15 protein-coding genes are annotated in these 15,540 nt (G+C 66.9%); 11 read left to right on the top strand and 4 right to left on the bottom strand.

What is annotated here, in order from left to right:
* Positions 1-149: 149 nt before the first annotated feature.
* The 8 genes from ACXI0U_RS12315 (at position 150) to ACXI0U_RS12280 (ending at position 8,156) form a co-directional block, all read left to right on the top strand.
* The gene (locus ACXI0U_RS12315; RefSeq protein WP_031288730.1) at positions 150-1,499 is read left to right on the top strand and encodes a TolC family outer membrane protein; all 1,350 of its coding nucleotides are present in this window, start codon (positions 150-152) and stop codon (positions 1,497-1,499) included.
* Between the two features lie 34 nt (positions 1,500-1,533).
* Positions 1,534-3,690: a type I secretion system permease/ATPase gene (locus ACXI0U_RS12310; protein ID WP_043245966.1), complete on the top strand. Its 2,157-nt coding sequence runs from the start codon at positions 1,534-1,536 to the stop codon at positions 3,688-3,690.
* Positions 3,680-5,041 carry an HlyD family type I secretion periplasmic adaptor subunit gene (locus ACXI0U_RS12305; RefSeq protein ID WP_037022326.1) on the top strand — a complete coding sequence of 454 codons (1,362 nt, stop codon included), beginning with the start codon at positions 3,680-3,682 and terminating at the stop codon, positions 5,039-5,041. Before ACXI0U_RS12310 ends, ACXI0U_RS12305 begins: the two co-directional genes overlap by 11 nt.
* 132 nt (positions 5,042-5,173) lie before the next feature.
* Positions 5,174-5,611, top strand: a complete 438-nt coding sequence (locus ACXI0U_RS12300) for a nucleoside deaminase (protein WP_043245969.1) — start codon at positions 5,174-5,176, stop codon at positions 5,609-5,611.
* A 63-nt stretch (positions 5,612-5,674) separates the two neighbouring features.
* Positions 5,675-6,214, top strand: coding sequence for a hypothetical protein (locus tag ACXI0U_RS12295; protein ID WP_479550329.1), 540 nt, complete (start codon positions 5,675-5,677; stop codon positions 6,212-6,214).
* A 32-nt stretch (positions 6,215-6,246) separates the two neighbouring features.
* Positions 6,247-6,594: a hypothetical protein gene (locus ACXI0U_RS12290; protein WP_479550328.1), complete on the top strand. Its 348-nt coding sequence runs from the start codon at positions 6,247-6,249 to the stop codon at positions 6,592-6,594.
* Positions 6,595-6,597: 3 nt separating this feature from the next.
* Complete coding sequence (locus ACXI0U_RS12285; protein WP_021221978.1) at positions 6,598-6,834, top strand: hypothetical protein; 237 nt, start codon at positions 6,598-6,600, stop codon at positions 6,832-6,834.
* Positions 6,835-7,667: 833 nt separating this feature from the next.
* Positions 7,668-8,156, top strand: coding sequence for a GFA family protein (locus tag ACXI0U_RS12280; RefSeq protein ID WP_479550327.1), 489 nt, complete (start codon positions 7,668-7,670; stop codon positions 8,154-8,156).
* Here the strand turns inward: ACXI0U_RS12280 and ACXI0U_RS12275 are convergent, their stop codons facing one another.
* Together ACXI0U_RS12275 and ACXI0U_RS12270 are read right to left on the bottom strand one after the other, a co-directional pair.
* Positions 8,157-9,662: an MFS transporter gene (locus tag ACXI0U_RS12275; protein WP_479550326.1), complete on the bottom strand. Its 1,506-nt coding sequence runs from the start codon at positions 9,660-9,662 to the stop codon at positions 8,157-8,159.
* 128 nt (positions 9,663-9,790) lie between these two features.
* The gene (locus ACXI0U_RS12270) at positions 9,791-10,609 is read right to left on the bottom strand and encodes a PH domain-containing protein (protein WP_158545596.1); all 819 of its coding nucleotides are present in this window, start codon (positions 10,607-10,609) and stop codon (positions 9,791-9,793) included.
* Positions 10,610-10,904: 295 nt separating this feature from the next.
* On the opposite strand from ACXI0U_RS12270, the gene ACXI0U_RS12265 reads away from it, so the two are divergent.
* Both ACXI0U_RS12265 and ACXI0U_RS12260 read left to right on the top strand, forming a co-directional pair.
* The gene (locus tag ACXI0U_RS12265; protein ID WP_479550325.1) at positions 10,905-11,777 is read left to right on the top strand and encodes an RNA ligase family protein; all 873 of its coding nucleotides are present in this window, start codon (positions 10,905-10,907) and stop codon (positions 11,775-11,777) included.
* A complete protein-coding gene (locus ACXI0U_RS12260; RefSeq protein ID WP_479550324.1) occupies positions 11,774-12,916 on the top strand; it encodes an AAA family ATPase in 1,143 nt (380 codons plus the stop codon). The genes ACXI0U_RS12265 and ACXI0U_RS12260 overlap by 4 nt, the downstream gene beginning before the upstream one ends.
* Before the next feature lie 8 nt (positions 12,917-12,924).
* Here ACXI0U_RS12260 and ACXI0U_RS12255 read toward each other — a convergent pair whose 3' ends face one another.
* The gene (locus ACXI0U_RS12255; protein ID WP_271658135.1) at positions 12,925-13,368 is read right to left on the bottom strand and encodes an SRPBCC family protein; all 444 of its coding nucleotides are present in this window, start codon (positions 13,366-13,368) and stop codon (positions 12,925-12,927) included.
* A 40-nt stretch (positions 13,369-13,408) separates the two neighbouring features.
* Positions 13,409-13,981, bottom strand: a complete 573-nt coding sequence (locus ACXI0U_RS12250; protein WP_316925877.1) for a TetR/AcrR family transcriptional regulator — start codon at positions 13,979-13,981, stop codon at positions 13,409-13,411.
* Positions 13,982-14,100: 119 nt separating this feature from the next.
* Here ACXI0U_RS12250 and ACXI0U_RS12245 point away from each other — a divergent pair, with 119 nt between their 5' ends.
* Positions 14,101-15,540 (top strand): amidase, encoded by a 1,440-nt coding sequence (locus ACXI0U_RS12245; protein ID WP_479550323.1) that lies wholly within the window; start codon positions 14,101-14,103, stop codon positions 15,538-15,540.

Below are 15,540 nucleotides of genomic sequence, written 5' to 3'. Positions count from 1 at the left end.
ACTTTGATATTCGATGGCCGTCCGGAATTTTTCAATGAGACTTGGATCACGGTTTTCTGCTCCGCGAGAGCGAGGTTGATGCCAATTTCATGACGGTGATTTCGGCCTTCAAACTACTGTCTCCAACACTCTGATAAGGATGCCAATCCATGCGTCTGCGTTTTGCTTGTGTCGTGCCTTTCGCTCTTGCTGCGAGTCTTCCGCTCCATGCCCAGACTCTTTCCGAAGCCATGCAGCGCGCACTGGATGTACACCCCGAAGTCCAGGCCGGCATCAATAGCCGGATGTCCGCCGATTACCAACTGAAGGCCGCCAAGGGCGGTTACCTGCCGAAAGTCGACCTGCTCGCCGGCTATGGCCGCGAGGGTTCCGACAACACCACCACCCGCGGCCAGGGCGACCACTGGAAGACCATGACCCGTGGCGAATCGTCGCTGCGCCTGCAACAGATGGTGTTCGACGGCTTCGCCACCTCCAGCGAAGTGGCCCGCCAGCAAGCCACAGTCAATTCCCGTGCCTACTCGCTGCTCGGTACGTCGGAAAGAACGGCCCTGGACGCAGCCCAGGTCTACATCGACGTGATCCAGCGCCAGGAGATGGTCCGCCTGGCGGAAAACAACCTGAAGAGCCACCAGCGCATCTATGACCAGATCAGCCTGCGCAGCAGCCGTGGTGTCGGTCGCCTGGCCGACCAGGACCAGGCCGAAGCGCGCCTGGCCCAGGCCCGCAACAACCTGATCACCGAGCAGACCAACCTGGCTGACGCCCGCACCAACTTCTATAGCGTAGTCGGCATCGACCCGGTGGACCTGAGCGAGCCGGCCGGCCTGGCGGGCCAACTGCCCACCGACATCGCCGAAGCCCGCCAGACCCTGTTGGCCAACAGCCCGATCCTGCGTTCCGCCGAGTCGGACGTCGCCGCTGCCGAGAAGCAGTACGACGCGGCCAAGTCCTTCTTCTACCCGCGCTTCGACGCCGAGCTGAGCCGTGGCGCCGACAACGACCTGGACGGCCAGAACGGCCACGTCAACGAATGGCAGGCCATGCTGCGCATGCGCTACAACCTGTTCGCCGGTGGCAGCAACAAGGCCGACCTGGAATCCAAGGCCTACCAGATCAACCAGGCGCTGGACATCCGCAACAACGCCCTGCGCGTGCTCAACGAAGACCTGGGTCTGTCCATGAACGCCCTGGCCAACGCCCGCGAACAAATCCCGATCGCCCAGCAATATGTCGACTACAGTACCCGGGTACGCGAGTCCTACCAGAAGCAGTTCAGCATCGGTGAGCGCACCCTGCTGGACCTGCTGGACAGCGAGAACGAACTGTTCACCGCGTCCCGCCGCCTGGTGGAAATTCGCTACGTCGAACTGTTTACTCAGTACCGGATCAAGGCGACCATTGGCGAACTGCTCAAGAGCCAGGGCGTGGTCGCGCCGATGGCCTCCGTCGTCCAGTCCGAACTCAAGCCCGAGGCGACCCTGCCGGGCCTGAACTGAGCCTTCACCCGTCCTAGAGAAAGAGTGTCCAAGCGTGGATCCAGAAGTCAGCCGAGTACCCTTCAGTCACGATCCACGCGGACAGCTTGACGATCCACTCCTGGATAGCCTGCTCTCCCTTTGCCTGCAGCATCAGCGTCCGGCCAGCCGAGCCATGCTCACCGCCGGCCTGCCGCTGCCCGGCCAGCGCCTGACCCCCGAGCTGCTGCCCCGTGCCGCAGCCCGTGCGGGCCTGCAGGGGCGGGTGCTGCAACGCAAGCTGGAGCAGATCCCGGCGATCGCCTTGCCGGCCCTGCTGCTGCTCAAGGAAGGGCGCTGTGCCCTGTTGCTGTCCTGGGAAGAAAATGGCGACGCGCGCCTGCTGCTCAGCGAAAGCGATGGTGGCGAGGTGCGGGTCAAGCGCGAACTGCTGGCCGAGGACTACAGCGGCCAGTCGTTCTTCGCCCAGCCGCAGCACAAGTTCGACCTCAACCACGGCAGCCTCATTCCCCGGGTCAGCCACTGGTTCCGCGACACCCTCAAGCGTTCCCGCTGGCTCTATATAGATGCGGTGGCCGCCAGCCTGCTGATCAACCTGATCGGCCTCGGCGCCCCATTGTTCGTGATGAACGTCTACGACCGCGTGGTGCCCAACCAGGCCGCCGCCACCCTCTGGGTGCTGGCCATCGGCATCTCCGGCGCCTACCTGTTCGACCTGCTGCTCAAGACCATGCGCGGGCTGTGCCTCGATCTTGCCGGCAAGAAGACCGACATGATCATCTCGGCCACGCTGTTCGAGCGCATCGTCGGCATGGCCATGAAGAACCGCCCGGCGCGGGTCGGCAGCTTTGCCCAGAACATCCACGAATTCCAGTCGCTGCGGGACTTCCTCGCCTCGCTGACCATGACCAGCGTGATCGACCTGCCGTTCACCCTGTTGATCCTCCTGGTGATCGGCATCCTCGGCGGCCACCTGGTGTGGATCCCCGTGGTCGCCTTCGTCCTTGCGATGACCATCGGCTGGCTGCTGCAGAAGCCCCTGGTGGAAACCATGGACCGCACCATGGCGCTGTCCGCCGAGCGCCAGTCCAGCCTGATCGAAACCCTGGCCGGCCTCGACGCGGTCAAGGTCAACAACGCCGAAAGCGAGCGCCAGTACCTCTGGGAGCAGACCATCGGCACCCTCGGCCGCCTCGAGCTGCGGGTGAAGATGCTCTCCAGCCTCTCGCTCAACCTCACGCTGCTCATCCAGCAGTTGGCCGGCGTGGTGATGATCGTCGCCGGCGTCTACCTGATCATTGCCGGCGAGCTCAGCATGGGCGGCCTGATCGCCTGCTACATGCTCAACGGCCGCGCCCTCGGCCCGATGACCCAGCTCTCGGGCCTGATCACCCGCTACCAGCAGGCGCGCCTGACCATGCTCTCGGTCAACCACATGATGGAGCTGCCCCAGGAGCGCCACGAGGACGAACGCCCGCTGACGCGCCAGACCCTGCAGGGCGCCGTCGAAATGCGCCAGCTGAACTTCACCTACCCGAACCAGCAGACCCCGGCGCTGAACAACATCAACCTGATCGTCCGCCCCGGCGAGAAGATCGGCATCGTCGGCCGCAGCGGCTCGGGCAAGAGCTCCCTGGCCAAGCTCATCGTCGGCCTCTACCAGGCCGACTCCGGCAGCCTGCTGATCGACGGCGTCGACGTGCGCCAGCTGGACGTCAGCGACCTGCGCCACAACATCGGCTACGTGCCCCAGGACATCCAGCTGCTGGCCGGCACCCTGCGTGACAACCTGGTGTCCGGTGCCCGCTACGTCGAGGACGAACTGGTGCTGCAGGCTGCCGAGCTGTCCGGCGTCCACGAATTCGTCCGCCTGCACCCCCAGGGCTACGAGCTGCAAGTGGGCGAGCGTGGGCAGAACCTCTCCGGCGGCCAGCGACAGAACGTCGCCCTGGCGCGCGCGCTGCTGCTCGACCCGCCCATCCTGCTGCTCGACGAGCCCACCAGCTCCATGGACAACACCGGCGAGGAACGCCTCAAGCAGCGCCTCAACGCGGTGATCACCAATAAGACCGTGCTGCTGGTCACCCACCGCGCCTCCATGCTCTCGCTGGTGGACCGCCTGCTGATCGTCGACAAAGGGCAGATCATCGCCGACGGTCCGAAGGACGCCGTGATGGAAGCGCTGAAAAAGGGGCAGATCAGTGTCGCGTAAGTCTCTGGGCCAATCGTTGCTGAGCTATTTCAAAGGCCGCGAAGACCTCTCCGGCCAGCCCCTGCCGGAAGTCAGCAAGGCACTGGTCGAGGACGCCCCCCGCGTGGTGCGCCTGACCATCTGGACGCTGATCGGCTTCACCCTGTTCCTCGGCTTCTGGGCGCATTTCGCCGAGATCGACGAAGTCACCCGTGGCGATGGCAAGGCGATCCCCTCGTCCAAGCTGCAGAAGATCTCCAACCTCGAAGGCGGCATCATCTCCGAGATGTTCGTCCACGAAGGCCAGGTGGTCGAAATCGGCGACCCGTTGTTGCGCCTGGATGCCACGCGCTTCCAGTCCAACGTCGGCGAAACCGATGCCGACCGCGTCGCCATGGCCCTGCGCGTCGAGCGCCTGAGCGCCGAGGTGGAGGGCCGCGAGCTGGCCATCAGCGAAGAGCTGCGTGCCAAGGCTCCCGGCCAGGCGCAGAGCGAGGAAGCGCTGTTCGGCAGCCGCCAGCAGCAGTTGCACGACGAAGTCGCCGGCCTCGAAGAGCAACTGGTGCAGAAACAGCAGGAACTGCGCGAATTCGCCTCCAAGCAGGGCCAGTACCGCAACAGCCTGGAGCTGCTGCGCCAGGAGATCGCCATCTCCGAGCCCCTGGTGGCCGACGGCGCCATCTCCAAGGTGGAAGTGCTGCGCCTGCGCCGCGCCGAAGTGGAGAACCGTGGCCAGCTCGAGGCCACCAACCTGGCCATTCCCCGCGCCGAATCGGCGATCAAGGAAGTGGAACAGAAGATCGCCGAAACCCGCTCGCGCTTCCGCAGCGAGGCGCTCACCCAGCTCAACGAGGCGCGCACCGACCTGAACAAGGCCGAGGCCACCGGCAAGGCGCTGGAGGACCGGGTCAACCGCACCCTGGTCACCTCGCCGGTGCGTGGCATCGTCAAGCAACTGCTGATCAACACCATCGGCGGCGTGATCCAGCCGGGCAGCGACCTGGTGGAAATCGTCCCGCTGGATGACACCCTGCTGGTGGAGGCGCGCATCCGTCCCCAGGACATCGCCTTCCTCCACCCCGGGCAGAAGGCCATGGTGAAGTTCACCGCCTACGACTACACCATCTACGGCGGCCTGCAGGCCGAGCTGGAGCAGATCGGCGCGGACACCATCACCGACGAAGAGGGCAACAGCTTCTACCTGATCAAGCTGCGTACCCGCAAAAGCCACCTGGGCACCGATGAGAAGCCGCTGCTGATCATCCCCGGCATGGTCGCCTCGGTGGACATCATGACCGGCAAGAAGAGCATCCTCAGCTACCTGCTCAAGCCCATCATCCGCGCCCGCGCCGAAGCCCTGCGCGAGCGTTGATTGCTTCACGCCGTGCCGCCCTCCGGCACGGCGTTCATCGCTTCGTCACATTGCCTTCACGCGCCAGTGGACAGCCCGCCGGCCATCTCGTAGCGTTCGCTCCATCGCCGCAACCGCGCAAGGAGCACCACCATGGACGCATTCATGCAGGCCGCCATCGACGAAGCCCGCCAGGGCCTGGCCGAAGGCGGCATTCCCATCGGCTCGGTCATCGTCCACAAGGGCCGTATCATCGGCCGTGGCCACAACCGCCGGGTGCAGGAAGGCAGTGCCATCCGCCACGGTGAAATGGACGCCTTCGAAAACGCCGGCCGCCAGCCCGCCAGCGTCTACCGCGAAGCGGTGCTCTATACCACGCTGTCGCCGTGCTCCATGTGCAGCGGCGCGATCCTCCTCTACGGCATCCCGCGCATCATCGTCGGCGAGAACCGCACCTTCCTCGGTGAGGAAGAACTGCTGCGCTCCCGCGGCGTCGAGGTCGAGGTGCTGCAGGACGCCACCTGCATCGCCCTGATGGAAGAATTCATCGAGGCCCGCCCGGAACTCTGGAACGAAGACATCGGCGAATAACGCCGCCCGGTACAGGGACGTACGCATGCCATCCACCTCCCTCCAGGCCCGCCGGTGCCGGTCATGAGCGCTCAGCTCCGCTCCCTCGGGGTGACGCTGCGCCTGCTCTGCTACCTGCTGTTCGGCGTGCTCGCCGCTCTGCCGCTGGCGCTGCTCTCCCTGCTGTTGCCCTGGAGCACTCATCTGTTCTCGGCGTTTCTGCTGCTGGGCGCCTGGGCGGGTACCGCCGGCCTGGTGCGTGCGTTGCTGATCGAACCGGCCCAGGCCTCGCTGCTGGGCAACCTGATCACCAGCGCGCTGCTGCTGATCGGCATACGGACCATGCTGGTCGGGCTGCTGCTCGATCCGGGCCAGGAAAGCCTGCGCCAGAGTGGCCTCGACCAGGACTTCGACCTGCGCATGCTGGGCCTGCTGGCGATGGTCTACGGGCCGATACTGGTCGCCCTGCATTACCTGGCGCGAGTGGCCAGGGCCTTCTACCGCGACGCCGATTGCCAGGGCCTGCGCCTGCTCGCCGGCCTGGCCCTGGTCATATTGCTGGTCCCGCAGCTGGTCAAGCTCGCCTGGCCCATGCTGCTTCCGGTGTTCATGCCGATCACCTAGTCCTCCCTTCTTTTCCCGCCCAAGGATCGACCATGAAACCCGCCTCGCTCGCCCTGACCCTCGCCACGCTGCTGCTCGCCACCCGCGCCGGCGCCGCCGATTACAGGCTCGACGACCTCTACGGCCCCTGGTGCCTCAAGGGCATGTCCCTGACCCAGGACGGCGAGCGCGAGCCCGACAACTCCACCTACGACTTCACCCGCGCAGGCACCCTCGACTACAGCATGGGCGGCTTCACCCAAAGCGGCGCCTACCGCGTCGAAGGCGACACCATCAGCACCGAAGGCATGGGCAACTACACAATCGTCTCCATCGGCAAGCAGGAGATGGTGCTGCACTACATGGGCTACTTCTTCTTCCAGCGCGGGGCGTGCGAGTAAGGGATGGACGAGATCTTTGGCGGGGTGTTGCGGGTTATCGGCTGGCTTCTCCGTGCAGTGCTCGAGGTGCTGGTGGAGGGGGTGCTGTTCTGGATTGGTTGGCCCTTCGTGAAAGCCTTCACCCTCGGCCGCTACCCACGGGGGCGCTTCCTGGATGACATGCCAGAATCCGCCTGGGTCTCTGCCGTCGGGCTGCTGGTCTGCGTACTCGTCGTGCTGCTGGCAATCTGGCTGTTGTAGGTCGGGTGCAACCCGACACCCCGGCACACGCGGGTTTCACCCGCCCTACGATGCGGTGCCTGGGACGTTCTTTTCATCCACTAATCGGTGTTGCCGGGAGGCACGCAAGGTGGACCGGTGAGGCGTGGTCCACCCTACACACGTGCCCAATCCCGGGCCACGGCGCCAACCGGTGCGTAGGGTGGATGACGCTCTTTTCATCCACCACTGGCGGTCCGTCCGGGCGGTGAGGGTTGGTCTCGCTGCGCTCCACCCATTTCGCGAATGAATTCGCTCCCACGGTCGGGGAGGGTGCCTGGCCGGGAGCGCTGCGCGCTCCTTGGCGACTGAAGTCGCCCCTACATCGGGTGCAACCCGACAGCTCGTGCCTGCATACACGCGGGTTTCACCCGCCCTACGATGCGGTGCCTGGGACGTTCTTTTCATCCACCACGCGGTGTTGCCGGGAGGCACGCAAGGTGGACCGGTGAGGCGTGGTCCACCCTACACATGTGCCCAATCCCGGGCCGCGGCGCCAACCGGTGCGTAGGGTGGATGGCGCTCTTTTCATCCACCACTGGCGGTCCGTCCGGGCGGTGAGGGTGGGTCTCGCTGCGCTCCACCCATTTCGCGAATGAATTCGCTCCTACGGTCGGGGAGGGTGCCTGGCCGGGAGCGCTGCGCGCTCCTTGGCGACTGAAGGCGCCCCTACATCGGTTGCAACCCGACGGCCCTGTGCCTGCATACACGCGGGTTTCTCCCGCCCTACGGCTCAACCGACGAACGACCCCGTGCAAACCCGGCGATCCTCCTGTCCAGATGCCCTGCAATCCATTCGACCCCGGGAGGTCAGCATGCACCTGGAAGGTTCCTGCCATTGCCAAGCCGTGTCCTTCAGCCTGGACAGCGCCCATCCCTATCCCTACCAGCGCTGCTATTGCTCCATCTGCCGCAAGACCCAGGGTGGCGGTGGCTATGCCATCAACCTCTCCGGGGATGCGCAGAGCCTGAAGGTCACCGGGCGCAAGCACATCAGCGTCTACCACGCGCGGCTCAAGGAGGAGGGCAACAAGCGGGCCCACGCCAGCACCGCCGAGCGGCATTTCTGCTCGCTGTGCGGCAGCGGGCTGTGGCTGTTCAGCCCGGAGTGGCCGGAGCTGATCCACCCCTTCGCCTCGGCCATCGACACGTCCCTGCCGGTGCCGCCGGAGCACACCCACCTGATGCTCGGCTCGAAAGCCGAATGGGTGGAGGTGGCGGCCGGCGCCAAGGACCAGCGCTTCGATCTCTACCCGCAGGAATCCATCGCCCAGTGGCACCAGCGCCTCGGCCTGGAGGGCTGATCAGGCCGTGCGCGGCACGTCGTCCACCTGGGACAGCGGCGCCGCCACGCTTTCCAGCGGCTGGCGCTCCGCTGCCACGCCCCAGAACGCCTGCACCAGGCCGGCGCCGACCATCAGTGCGGCGCCGATCAGGTAGCCGATGAATACGTTGCTGCGCTCGGCGCTCTCGATCAACTGGCCGAACAGCAACGGGCCGACGATGCCGCCCAAACCGGTGCCGAAGGCGTAGAACACGGCGATGGCCAGGGCGCGGATCTCCAGCGGGAAGGTCTCCGCCACCGTCAGGTAGGCCGAACTGGCCGCTGCCGAGGCGAAGAAGAAGATCACCATCCAGGCGATGGTCTGCTGGGTGGCGTCGAGCATCTCCTGCTGGAACAGGTAGCCGCTCAGGGTCAGCAGCACGCCGGAAATGATGTAGGTGCCGCTGATCATCACCCGCCGCCCCACATGGTCGAACAGCCGGCCGAGCAGCAGCGGCCCGCAGAAGTTGCCCAGGGCGAAGGGCAGGATGTACCAGCCCACGTTCTCGCTGGGCACGTCGTAGAAGTCGGTCAGCACCAGGGCATAGGTGAAGAAGATGGCGTTGTAGAAGAACGCCTGGCTGGTGAGCAGGCTCAGGCCCACGATGGCGCGGCGCCGGTGCACGTTGAACAGGGTGTGGAACACCTCGCTCAGGGGCGTGTGGTCGCGGCCGCGCAGGCGCATCTTCGGCAGGTGATCGATGCTGGAGAGCTCGTGGCCCTCGCGGCGGAAGCGCGCCTCGATGTCGTCGATGATCGCCAGGGCCTCCTTGGGCCGGTTGTGGATCATCAGCCAGCGCGGGCTTTCCGGCAGCCACAGGCGCATCAGCAGGATCACCAGGCCCAGGGCCGCACCGATGCCGAAGCACAGGCGCCAGCCCATGTCGCCACCGAGGATGTCCGGGTCCAGCAGGATCACCGAACCCACCGCGCCCAGGGCCGCGCCGACCCAGAAGGTGCCGTTGATGCCCAGGTCCACCCAGCCACGGAAGCGCGCCGGGGTGAACTCCTGGATGGTCGAGTTGATGGCCGAATACTCGCCGCCGATGCCGGCGCCGGTGAGGAAGCGGAACAGCATGAAGCTCCACATGTTCCAGGCGAAGGCGGTGGCGGCGGTGGCGCTGATGTACACGGCCAGGGTGAGGAAGAACATCTTGCGCCGGCCGATGCGGTCGGTGAGCCAGCCGAAGAACAGCGCCCCCAGCACCGCCCCGGCGATGTACATGCCGCCGGCCAGGCCCACCTCGGCGTTGGTCAGGTGCAGCACGGGGCTGTCCTTCAGCGCGCCGGCCACCGAGCCCGCCAGGGTCACCTCCAGCCCGTCCAGCAGCCAGGTGATGCCCAGTGCCATCACCAGCAGCGTATGGAAGCGGCCCCAGGGCAGGCGGTCCAGGCGCGCCGGCAGGTCGGTCTCGTAGCAGTGCGGGTCGTCGCCCGTGGTCGCGCGTTCCCGGGCGGCATCGGCGGGCAGGGTGGTCGAGTTCATCGCAGGCTCCCTTGATCTTGTTCTTGCAGGCCGTGGGCCTGGCCATTGATCAAGAGAGCGCGGTGTCTGGCGGGGAGTTCAGGTTGTTTGCCGACCGGCGCAGGGCGCGCCGGTGGCGGGGCGGGCGGTCACAGGCTGCTGAGGACCTTGGCTTTCGCGCTCTCGTACTCGGCGGCGGACAGCGTGCCCGCGTCGAACTGCTTCTTCGCCTCGGCCATGCCCTTGGCCAGCTTCTCGGCGCTGGCGGACGCGGTCGCCGGGTTCATCAGCTTGGCCATGCCGGCCAGGGCGCCGAAATCCCCCTTGCCCTGGAAGGAGAAGGAGTCGCCTTCATCCACGGTGCTTTCGACGGTGGTGCTGCTGGTGGTGCGCGGCGAGCCGACGGTCGTGTGGCTGACCGTGCCAGGCGTCGCACCGGAGAAGGCGGCGGAAAAGAGCGCGTCGAAGGCCGGGGTTCCCGGCATGGGGATGTTGGGCATGGGGGCGCCCGCCGTTCCGGCGGTTCCGGCAACGCCGGTGGTACCCGGCATGCTGGCAAAGCCGAACCCCGAGCGCTCTTCCATGCCGCGGACGCGGTTCTTTTCGCGCCACTCCTGTTCCTGCCGCTGGCAGTACACGTACAGGGCGCGGGCGCTCACCGGCTCCAGGCCGTCGATGCGCACCAGGGTGCCGTTGTACAGGCGCAGGCTCAGCACGGCGCCGAACAGGCCCGGCAGCAGGTTCTCGTCGATGGCGGCGTCCTGCAGGTCCTGCCAGCGGATGTCGTGCATGCGGTAGCCGCCGAACACGCGGCGGATGAATACGATCAGGCGCATGTTGGTGGCGACCACGATCTCCCGCCGGTGCTTCAGCGCCTTCAGGCGCAGCTGGTGCGAACTCTGGATGACGGTCTCGTCGGTGAGCAGCAGGGACTTGAGGGTGGTGAGGGCGGCCTCGATCCGGTCCATGGACATTTCCTGGGAAGTGGAGTGGCGGCAGATTGCCAGCTGGCGCCATGTCGGGCAAGCGCTCTGCGACGCACTTCACACGACCGTGTTGACAGCACGCGTGCTGCGGGTTTTCAATGCGCGCCTTTCCGATCCACCCCTCCATCCAAGTGGTGAAGCCAATGCCCCGCGCCAGCCAACACGCCTGATACCGACGACGGTTCACCGAGCCCTGTTGCTGGCCGCCCCTGGGTGGCTTCCACTGATTCCCCGCTGAAGCGCGTCGTCGGTTTTCCCTTTTTCACAGGAGAAGACCATGACGGATCATTCCTGCGCCCATGCGCAAAATCTCGAGCTGTTCAAATACCCGCGGACCCCGCACCTCGAATCCTCACGCCTGCAGGTCGGTGACAGCGATGCCGACCAACTGGCCTACCGCGAGCTCGCCGGCTGCCACCTGGTGGTGGAAGAGAAGCTCGATGGCGCCAATGCCGCCATCAGTTTTTCCGCCGGTGGCGAGCTGCTGCTGCAGTCCCGTGGGCACTACCTGATCGGTGGTGGCCGCGAGCGCCAGTTCAGCCAGTTCAAGCAGTGGGCCCGGGCCCACGAGCACCTGCTGCTGGAACGGCTGGAGGACCGCTACGTGCTGTTCGGCGAGGTGTGCAGCAAGCTGCATTCGGTGTTCTACGACCGCCTGCCGCACCTGTTCCTCGAGTTCGACATCTGGGACCGCCAGCAACGGGCCTTCCTTTCCACCCGGGCGCGGCGCGCGCTGCTGGCCGGCAGCCCGGTGCTGTCCGTGCCGGTGCTCCACGAAGGCGCACCGCCGCCCCGGCTGGCGGATCTGCTCAAGTTGGTGCGGCCGTCCCTGGCGCGCTCCGCCGGCTGGCGCGAGGCCTTTGAACACACCGTGCGGCGCGAAGGGCTGGACCTGGCCCGCGCCTGGGCCAACGGCGACAGCTCCGAGCTGATGGAAGGGCTGTACCTGAAGATCGAAAGCCCCGAACACACCCTTGGCCGGGTCAAGTGGGTACGGCCGGACTTCGTCCAGGCCATCCTCGACTCCGGCATCCACCATTCACAGCAGCCGTTCATTCCCAACCTGCTGGCTCCGGGCGTCGATCTCTACGCCCCCGAGCCGGTGGTGACCTGGGCTGATCCGGCCGCTGCACAAGGACGACACCCATGAACATGGAACACTTGCGGGCCCTGGTGCCCGCACCCGGCGGTGCAGCGGACTTCGCCGCCTGCCTGGCGCTGATCCCGGCGCTGGGCGAGCTGGCCAGCACCCCGCAAGACCCGGTCTACCACGCCGAAGGCGATGTCTGGACCCACACGCAAATGGTGGTCGAGGCACTGCTGGGGCAGGGCGCCTACGCCACGGCGGACGACGACGAGCGCTTCGTGCTGTTCATCGCCGCGCTGCTGCACGACATCGCCAAGCCGGCGACCACGGTGATCGACGACATCACCGGCAAGATCGGCCAGCCCGGCCATTCCCGGCGCGGCGCCATCGACGTGCGCATCCTGCTGTGGCGTGCCGGTGTGCCCTTCGCCTTGCGCGAGCGCATCTGCCGGATCATCGCCGTGCACCAGCTGCCGTTCTTCGCCCTGGCGGGGGACAAGAGCGGGCGTTCGGCGGAATTCATCCTGCACAAGCTGTCCTGGGAGCTGCCAGTGTGGATGCTCTGCGCCGTGGCGCGGGCCGATATGCAGGGCCGTCACTTCCACGGCAAGCAGGCGCTGCTGGACGATATCGAGCTGGTGGAGCAACTGGCCGAGGAGGAGGGCTGCCTGCGCGGGCCCAAGGCCTTCGTCGACGACTACACGCGGGTGCGCTACTTCCGTGGCGCGCGGGTGCTGCCGGACTATCCCCTGCACCGCGAGGTGGAGGGCTCCCAGGTGATCGTGCTGTCCGGGTTGCCGGCCAGCGGCAAGAACTCCTGGCAGGCGAAGCACCAGCCCGAGCTGCCGGTGATCTCCTTCGACGACGCACGCGAGGCGCTGGGCCTGCGCCATGGCCAGAACGAGGGGGCCGCTGCGCACTTCGCCATCGACCAGGCCAAGGCACTGTTGCGTTCGCGCCAGCCCTTCGTGTGGAACGCCACGCACCTGTCGGCGCAGATGCGCAAGAAGACCCTCGACCTGCTCTACGCCTACGACGCCCGCGTGCAACTGGTGTACCTGGAGGCCAGCGAAGCGGAGATCCGCCGGCGCAACACCCGGCGCGACAGCAGCCTGCGCAACCAGGACATCGCGCGGATGCTGTTCAAATGGGAAGTGCCGCTGCCCACCGAGGCCGAGGAGGTGGTCTACCCCGGCGCCTGAGGCGGCGCTCAGGGGTTGTCGAGGGCGCGGGCGAGATGGCCGAGGATCATGTTCCAGCCGTCGCGGGTGGCGGTGGCGTAGTGGGCCCAGGCCGGGCGCATCTCATGCTCCAGCAGCAGTTCGCAGCCCTCGCCCAGGGGGGTGAAGCTGAGGCTGATGCGGTCGCGTGAAGGGTCGTCGCGGTCGATGCCGAAGGTGAACACCAGGCGCGTCGGCCGCTCGATCTCCAGGTACTCGCCCAGGTGCTCGGCATCCTCCTCGCCGCGTCGCTCGATGATGCAGTAGCTGCCTTCGACCCGGGCGTCGATGTCCACCACGCGCATCTCGCCGTCCGCCGTGGCGAACAGGAAGCGCGAGGCGATCGCCGGGTCGAGCCAGGCGTCGAACACCTGCTCGGCGCTCTGGCGGAAGCGCCGCATGACGCTGATGGTGGTGGGGGCCGCTTCGGTCATCGGGTGGCTCCTGGGCCATGGCTTGCTGTGTTGGACCGCCTCAGGCGCCGATCTTCTTCCTCACCATGCGCAGAAGCTTCTCGCCGACCCGCTCGATGCCTTTGTTCTGCGAGACGATCTGCGCGCCCTCCATCAGGTAGGTCAGCTCCTCGGCCACGTCTTGCGCCTCGGCCAGGCCGGCCTCGACGCAGAGTGCGGCGAGGCGGCGGAACTGCGCCTGCTTGTGCGCCTCGATCAGCACCCGGGCGGGGTGCTGGTCGTCGGGTATCTCGGCGATCACGTTGGTGAACGAGCAACCCCGGTACGAAGAGGTGGACAGATCGTCGGCGATGAACTGGGCGAAGCCTAGCAGCTGCGCCCGGGCGTCGCCGGGGTGGGCCTGCGCCAGGCGCTCGAAGATGTCGCGGTACTGCTCGATGTGCAGGCGGATCCACTCCAGCACCAGGGCATCCTTGGATTCGAAGTGACGGTACAGGGTCATCTTGGTGGACTCGGCCTTGGCCGCGATGGCGTCCACCGTGACGCGGGTGATCCCCTCGTTGAAAAACAGCTCCTGCGCGGCATCGATGATGCGTTCGCGAGGGGGCAGGCGCATGACGCGCTCGGGTCGCATGGCGTTCTCCGCTTGACGGACGATACTGATGAGTATCATTGTATACCGAACAGTATCGCTCGATACTGGATGGTATCAATCATACCTGCTTCAGCTGGCAGGTGAACCTGGAGAGCCCCATGAATCTGTCTGAATACGCCGCTCAGGATGCACTCGGCCTGGCCGCGCTCATCGCCCGCCGCGAGGTGACCGCCGCCGAGGTCAGGGACGCCGCGTTGGCGGCTTTCGCGGCGCTCAACCCCGCGATCAACGCGCTGGTCGAGTACTGGGACGACGAGCCGGCACCTGCCGCCGGGCCGCTGCACGGCGTGCCGTTCCTGATCAAGGACGTGGGCGTGGCCATGGCCGGGCGCCGCAACGAGCTGGGCAGCCGCCTGGCCGAGGGGCTGATGAGCCCGGCTGATTCCAACCTGATGCAGCGCTTCCGCCAGGCCGGCCTGGTGACCCTGGGCCGCACCACGGTGCCGGAGCTGGCCGCCAGCACCGCCACCGAATCCCTGGCCAACGGCCCCACCCGCAACCCCTGGAACCCGCAGCACGGTGCCGGCGGCTCCAGCGGTGGCGCCGCCGCTGCCGTGGCGGCCGGCCTGGTGCCGGTGGCCCATGCCACTGATGGCGGCGGTTCGATCCGCGTGCCGGCGTCGGTCACCGGCCTGTTCGGCCTCAAGCCCAGCCGCGGGCGGGTGTCCATCGGCCCGGCGCTGGACGAGGTGTGGAGCGGGCTGGCGGTGCAGGGCGTGCTCAGCCGCTCGGTGCGCGACAGCGCCGCGCTGCTGGATGCCATCCAGGGCCACGCCACGGGCGACCCGTATCGCATCCCCGCGCCCGTGCGGCCCTACCTGGAGGAAGTGGGGCGCGAACCCGGCCCGCTGAAGATCGGGCTGCTGCTGCACCCGCTCGATGGGGGACGCAGCGCGGCGTCCATCGTCCAGGCGACGGAAGGGCTCGCCCGGCAGCTGCAGGAAATGGGGCACCGGGTCGAGGCGGTGCAGCCGGATATCGGTTTGAGCTGGGAGGCCTTCGTCGAACTCAATGCGCGCTTCTGGGCCGCCAACACCGCCGACTGGATCGACGCCCTGGCAGCGCAGACCGGCCGGCCCATCGACGCCAGTACCCTGGAGCCGGCCAGCCTGGCCCTCTACCAGCTGGGCCGTGGCCTCAGCGCCATCGACCTGCTCGGTGCCATGCACATGCGCAACACCGTGGCCCGGCGCATGGGCGAATTCTTCACCCGCTTCGACCTGCTGCTGAGTCCGACCCTGCCGCACCTGGCGCCGCCCATCGGCGAATACAACCGGGGCCAGGAGACGCTGGACGGCCGCGGCTGGATGCAGCGGGTGTTCCGGCAATCACCCTTCACCGCCCTGGCCAACGTCACCGGTGCCCCCTCCATGTCCGTGCCCCTGGCCCAGGACGCGGCCAGCGGGCTGCCCATCGGCCTGCAGTTCAGCGCCGACTGCGGCCGCGAAGACCTGCTGCTGCGCCTCGCCGGGCAACTGGAACGCGCACTGCCCTGGGCCAACCGCCGGCCGCCGATCTGGGTGGGGCGCCAGGCCTGA

The sequence above is a fragment of the Pseudomonas sp. C9D1 genome, from assembly GCF_056491235.1.
Note: the sequence above shows the minus strand (reverse complement) of the source record. Positions and strands in the feature narration are given on the sequence as shown.

Coding starts and splice junctions, on each gene's coding strand:
- ACXI0U_RS12250 (WP_316925877.1), bottom strand. CDS start 13,981: ATGCGACCCGAGCGCGTCATGCGCCTGCCCCCTCGCGAACGCATCATC.
- ACXI0U_RS12315 (WP_031288730.1), top strand. CDS start 150: ATGCGTCTGCGTTTTGCTTGTGTCGTGCCTTTCGCTCTTGCTGCGAGT.
- ACXI0U_RS12245 (WP_479550323.1), top strand. CDS start 14,101: ATGAATCTGTCTGAATACGCCGCTCAGGATGCACTCGGCCTGGCCGCG.
- ACXI0U_RS12275 (WP_479550326.1), bottom strand. CDS start 9,662: ATGAACTCGACCACCCTGCCCGCCGATGCCGCCCGGGAACGCGCGACC.
- ACXI0U_RS12295 (WP_479550329.1), top strand. CDS start 5,675: ATGAGCGCTCAGCTCCGCTCCCTCGGGGTGACGCTGCGCCTGCTCTGC.
- ACXI0U_RS12280 (WP_479550327.1), top strand. CDS start 7,668: ATGCACCTGGAAGGTTCCTGCCATTGCCAAGCCGTGTCCTTCAGCCTG.
- ACXI0U_RS12255 (WP_271658135.1), bottom strand. CDS start 13,368: ATGACCGAAGCGGCCCCCACCACCATCAGCGTCATGCGGCGCTTCCGC.
- ACXI0U_RS12285 (WP_021221978.1), top strand. CDS start 6,598: ATGGACGAGATCTTTGGCGGGGTGTTGCGGGTTATCGGCTGGCTTCTC.
- ACXI0U_RS12265 (WP_479550325.1), top strand. CDS start 10,905: ATGACGGATCATTCCTGCGCCCATGCGCAAAATCTCGAGCTGTTCAAA.
- ACXI0U_RS12270 (WP_158545596.1), bottom strand. CDS start 10,609: ATGGACCGGATCGAGGCCGCCCTCACCACCCTCAAGTCCCTGCTGCTC.
- ACXI0U_RS12260 (WP_479550324.1), top strand. CDS start 11,774: ATGAACATGGAACACTTGCGGGCCCTGGTGCCCGCACCCGGCGGTGCA.
- ACXI0U_RS12290 (WP_479550328.1), top strand. CDS start 6,247: ATGAAACCCGCCTCGCTCGCCCTGACCCTCGCCACGCTGCTGCTCGCC.
- ACXI0U_RS12300 (WP_043245969.1), top strand. CDS start 5,174: ATGGACGCATTCATGCAGGCCGCCATCGACGAAGCCCGCCAGGGCCTG.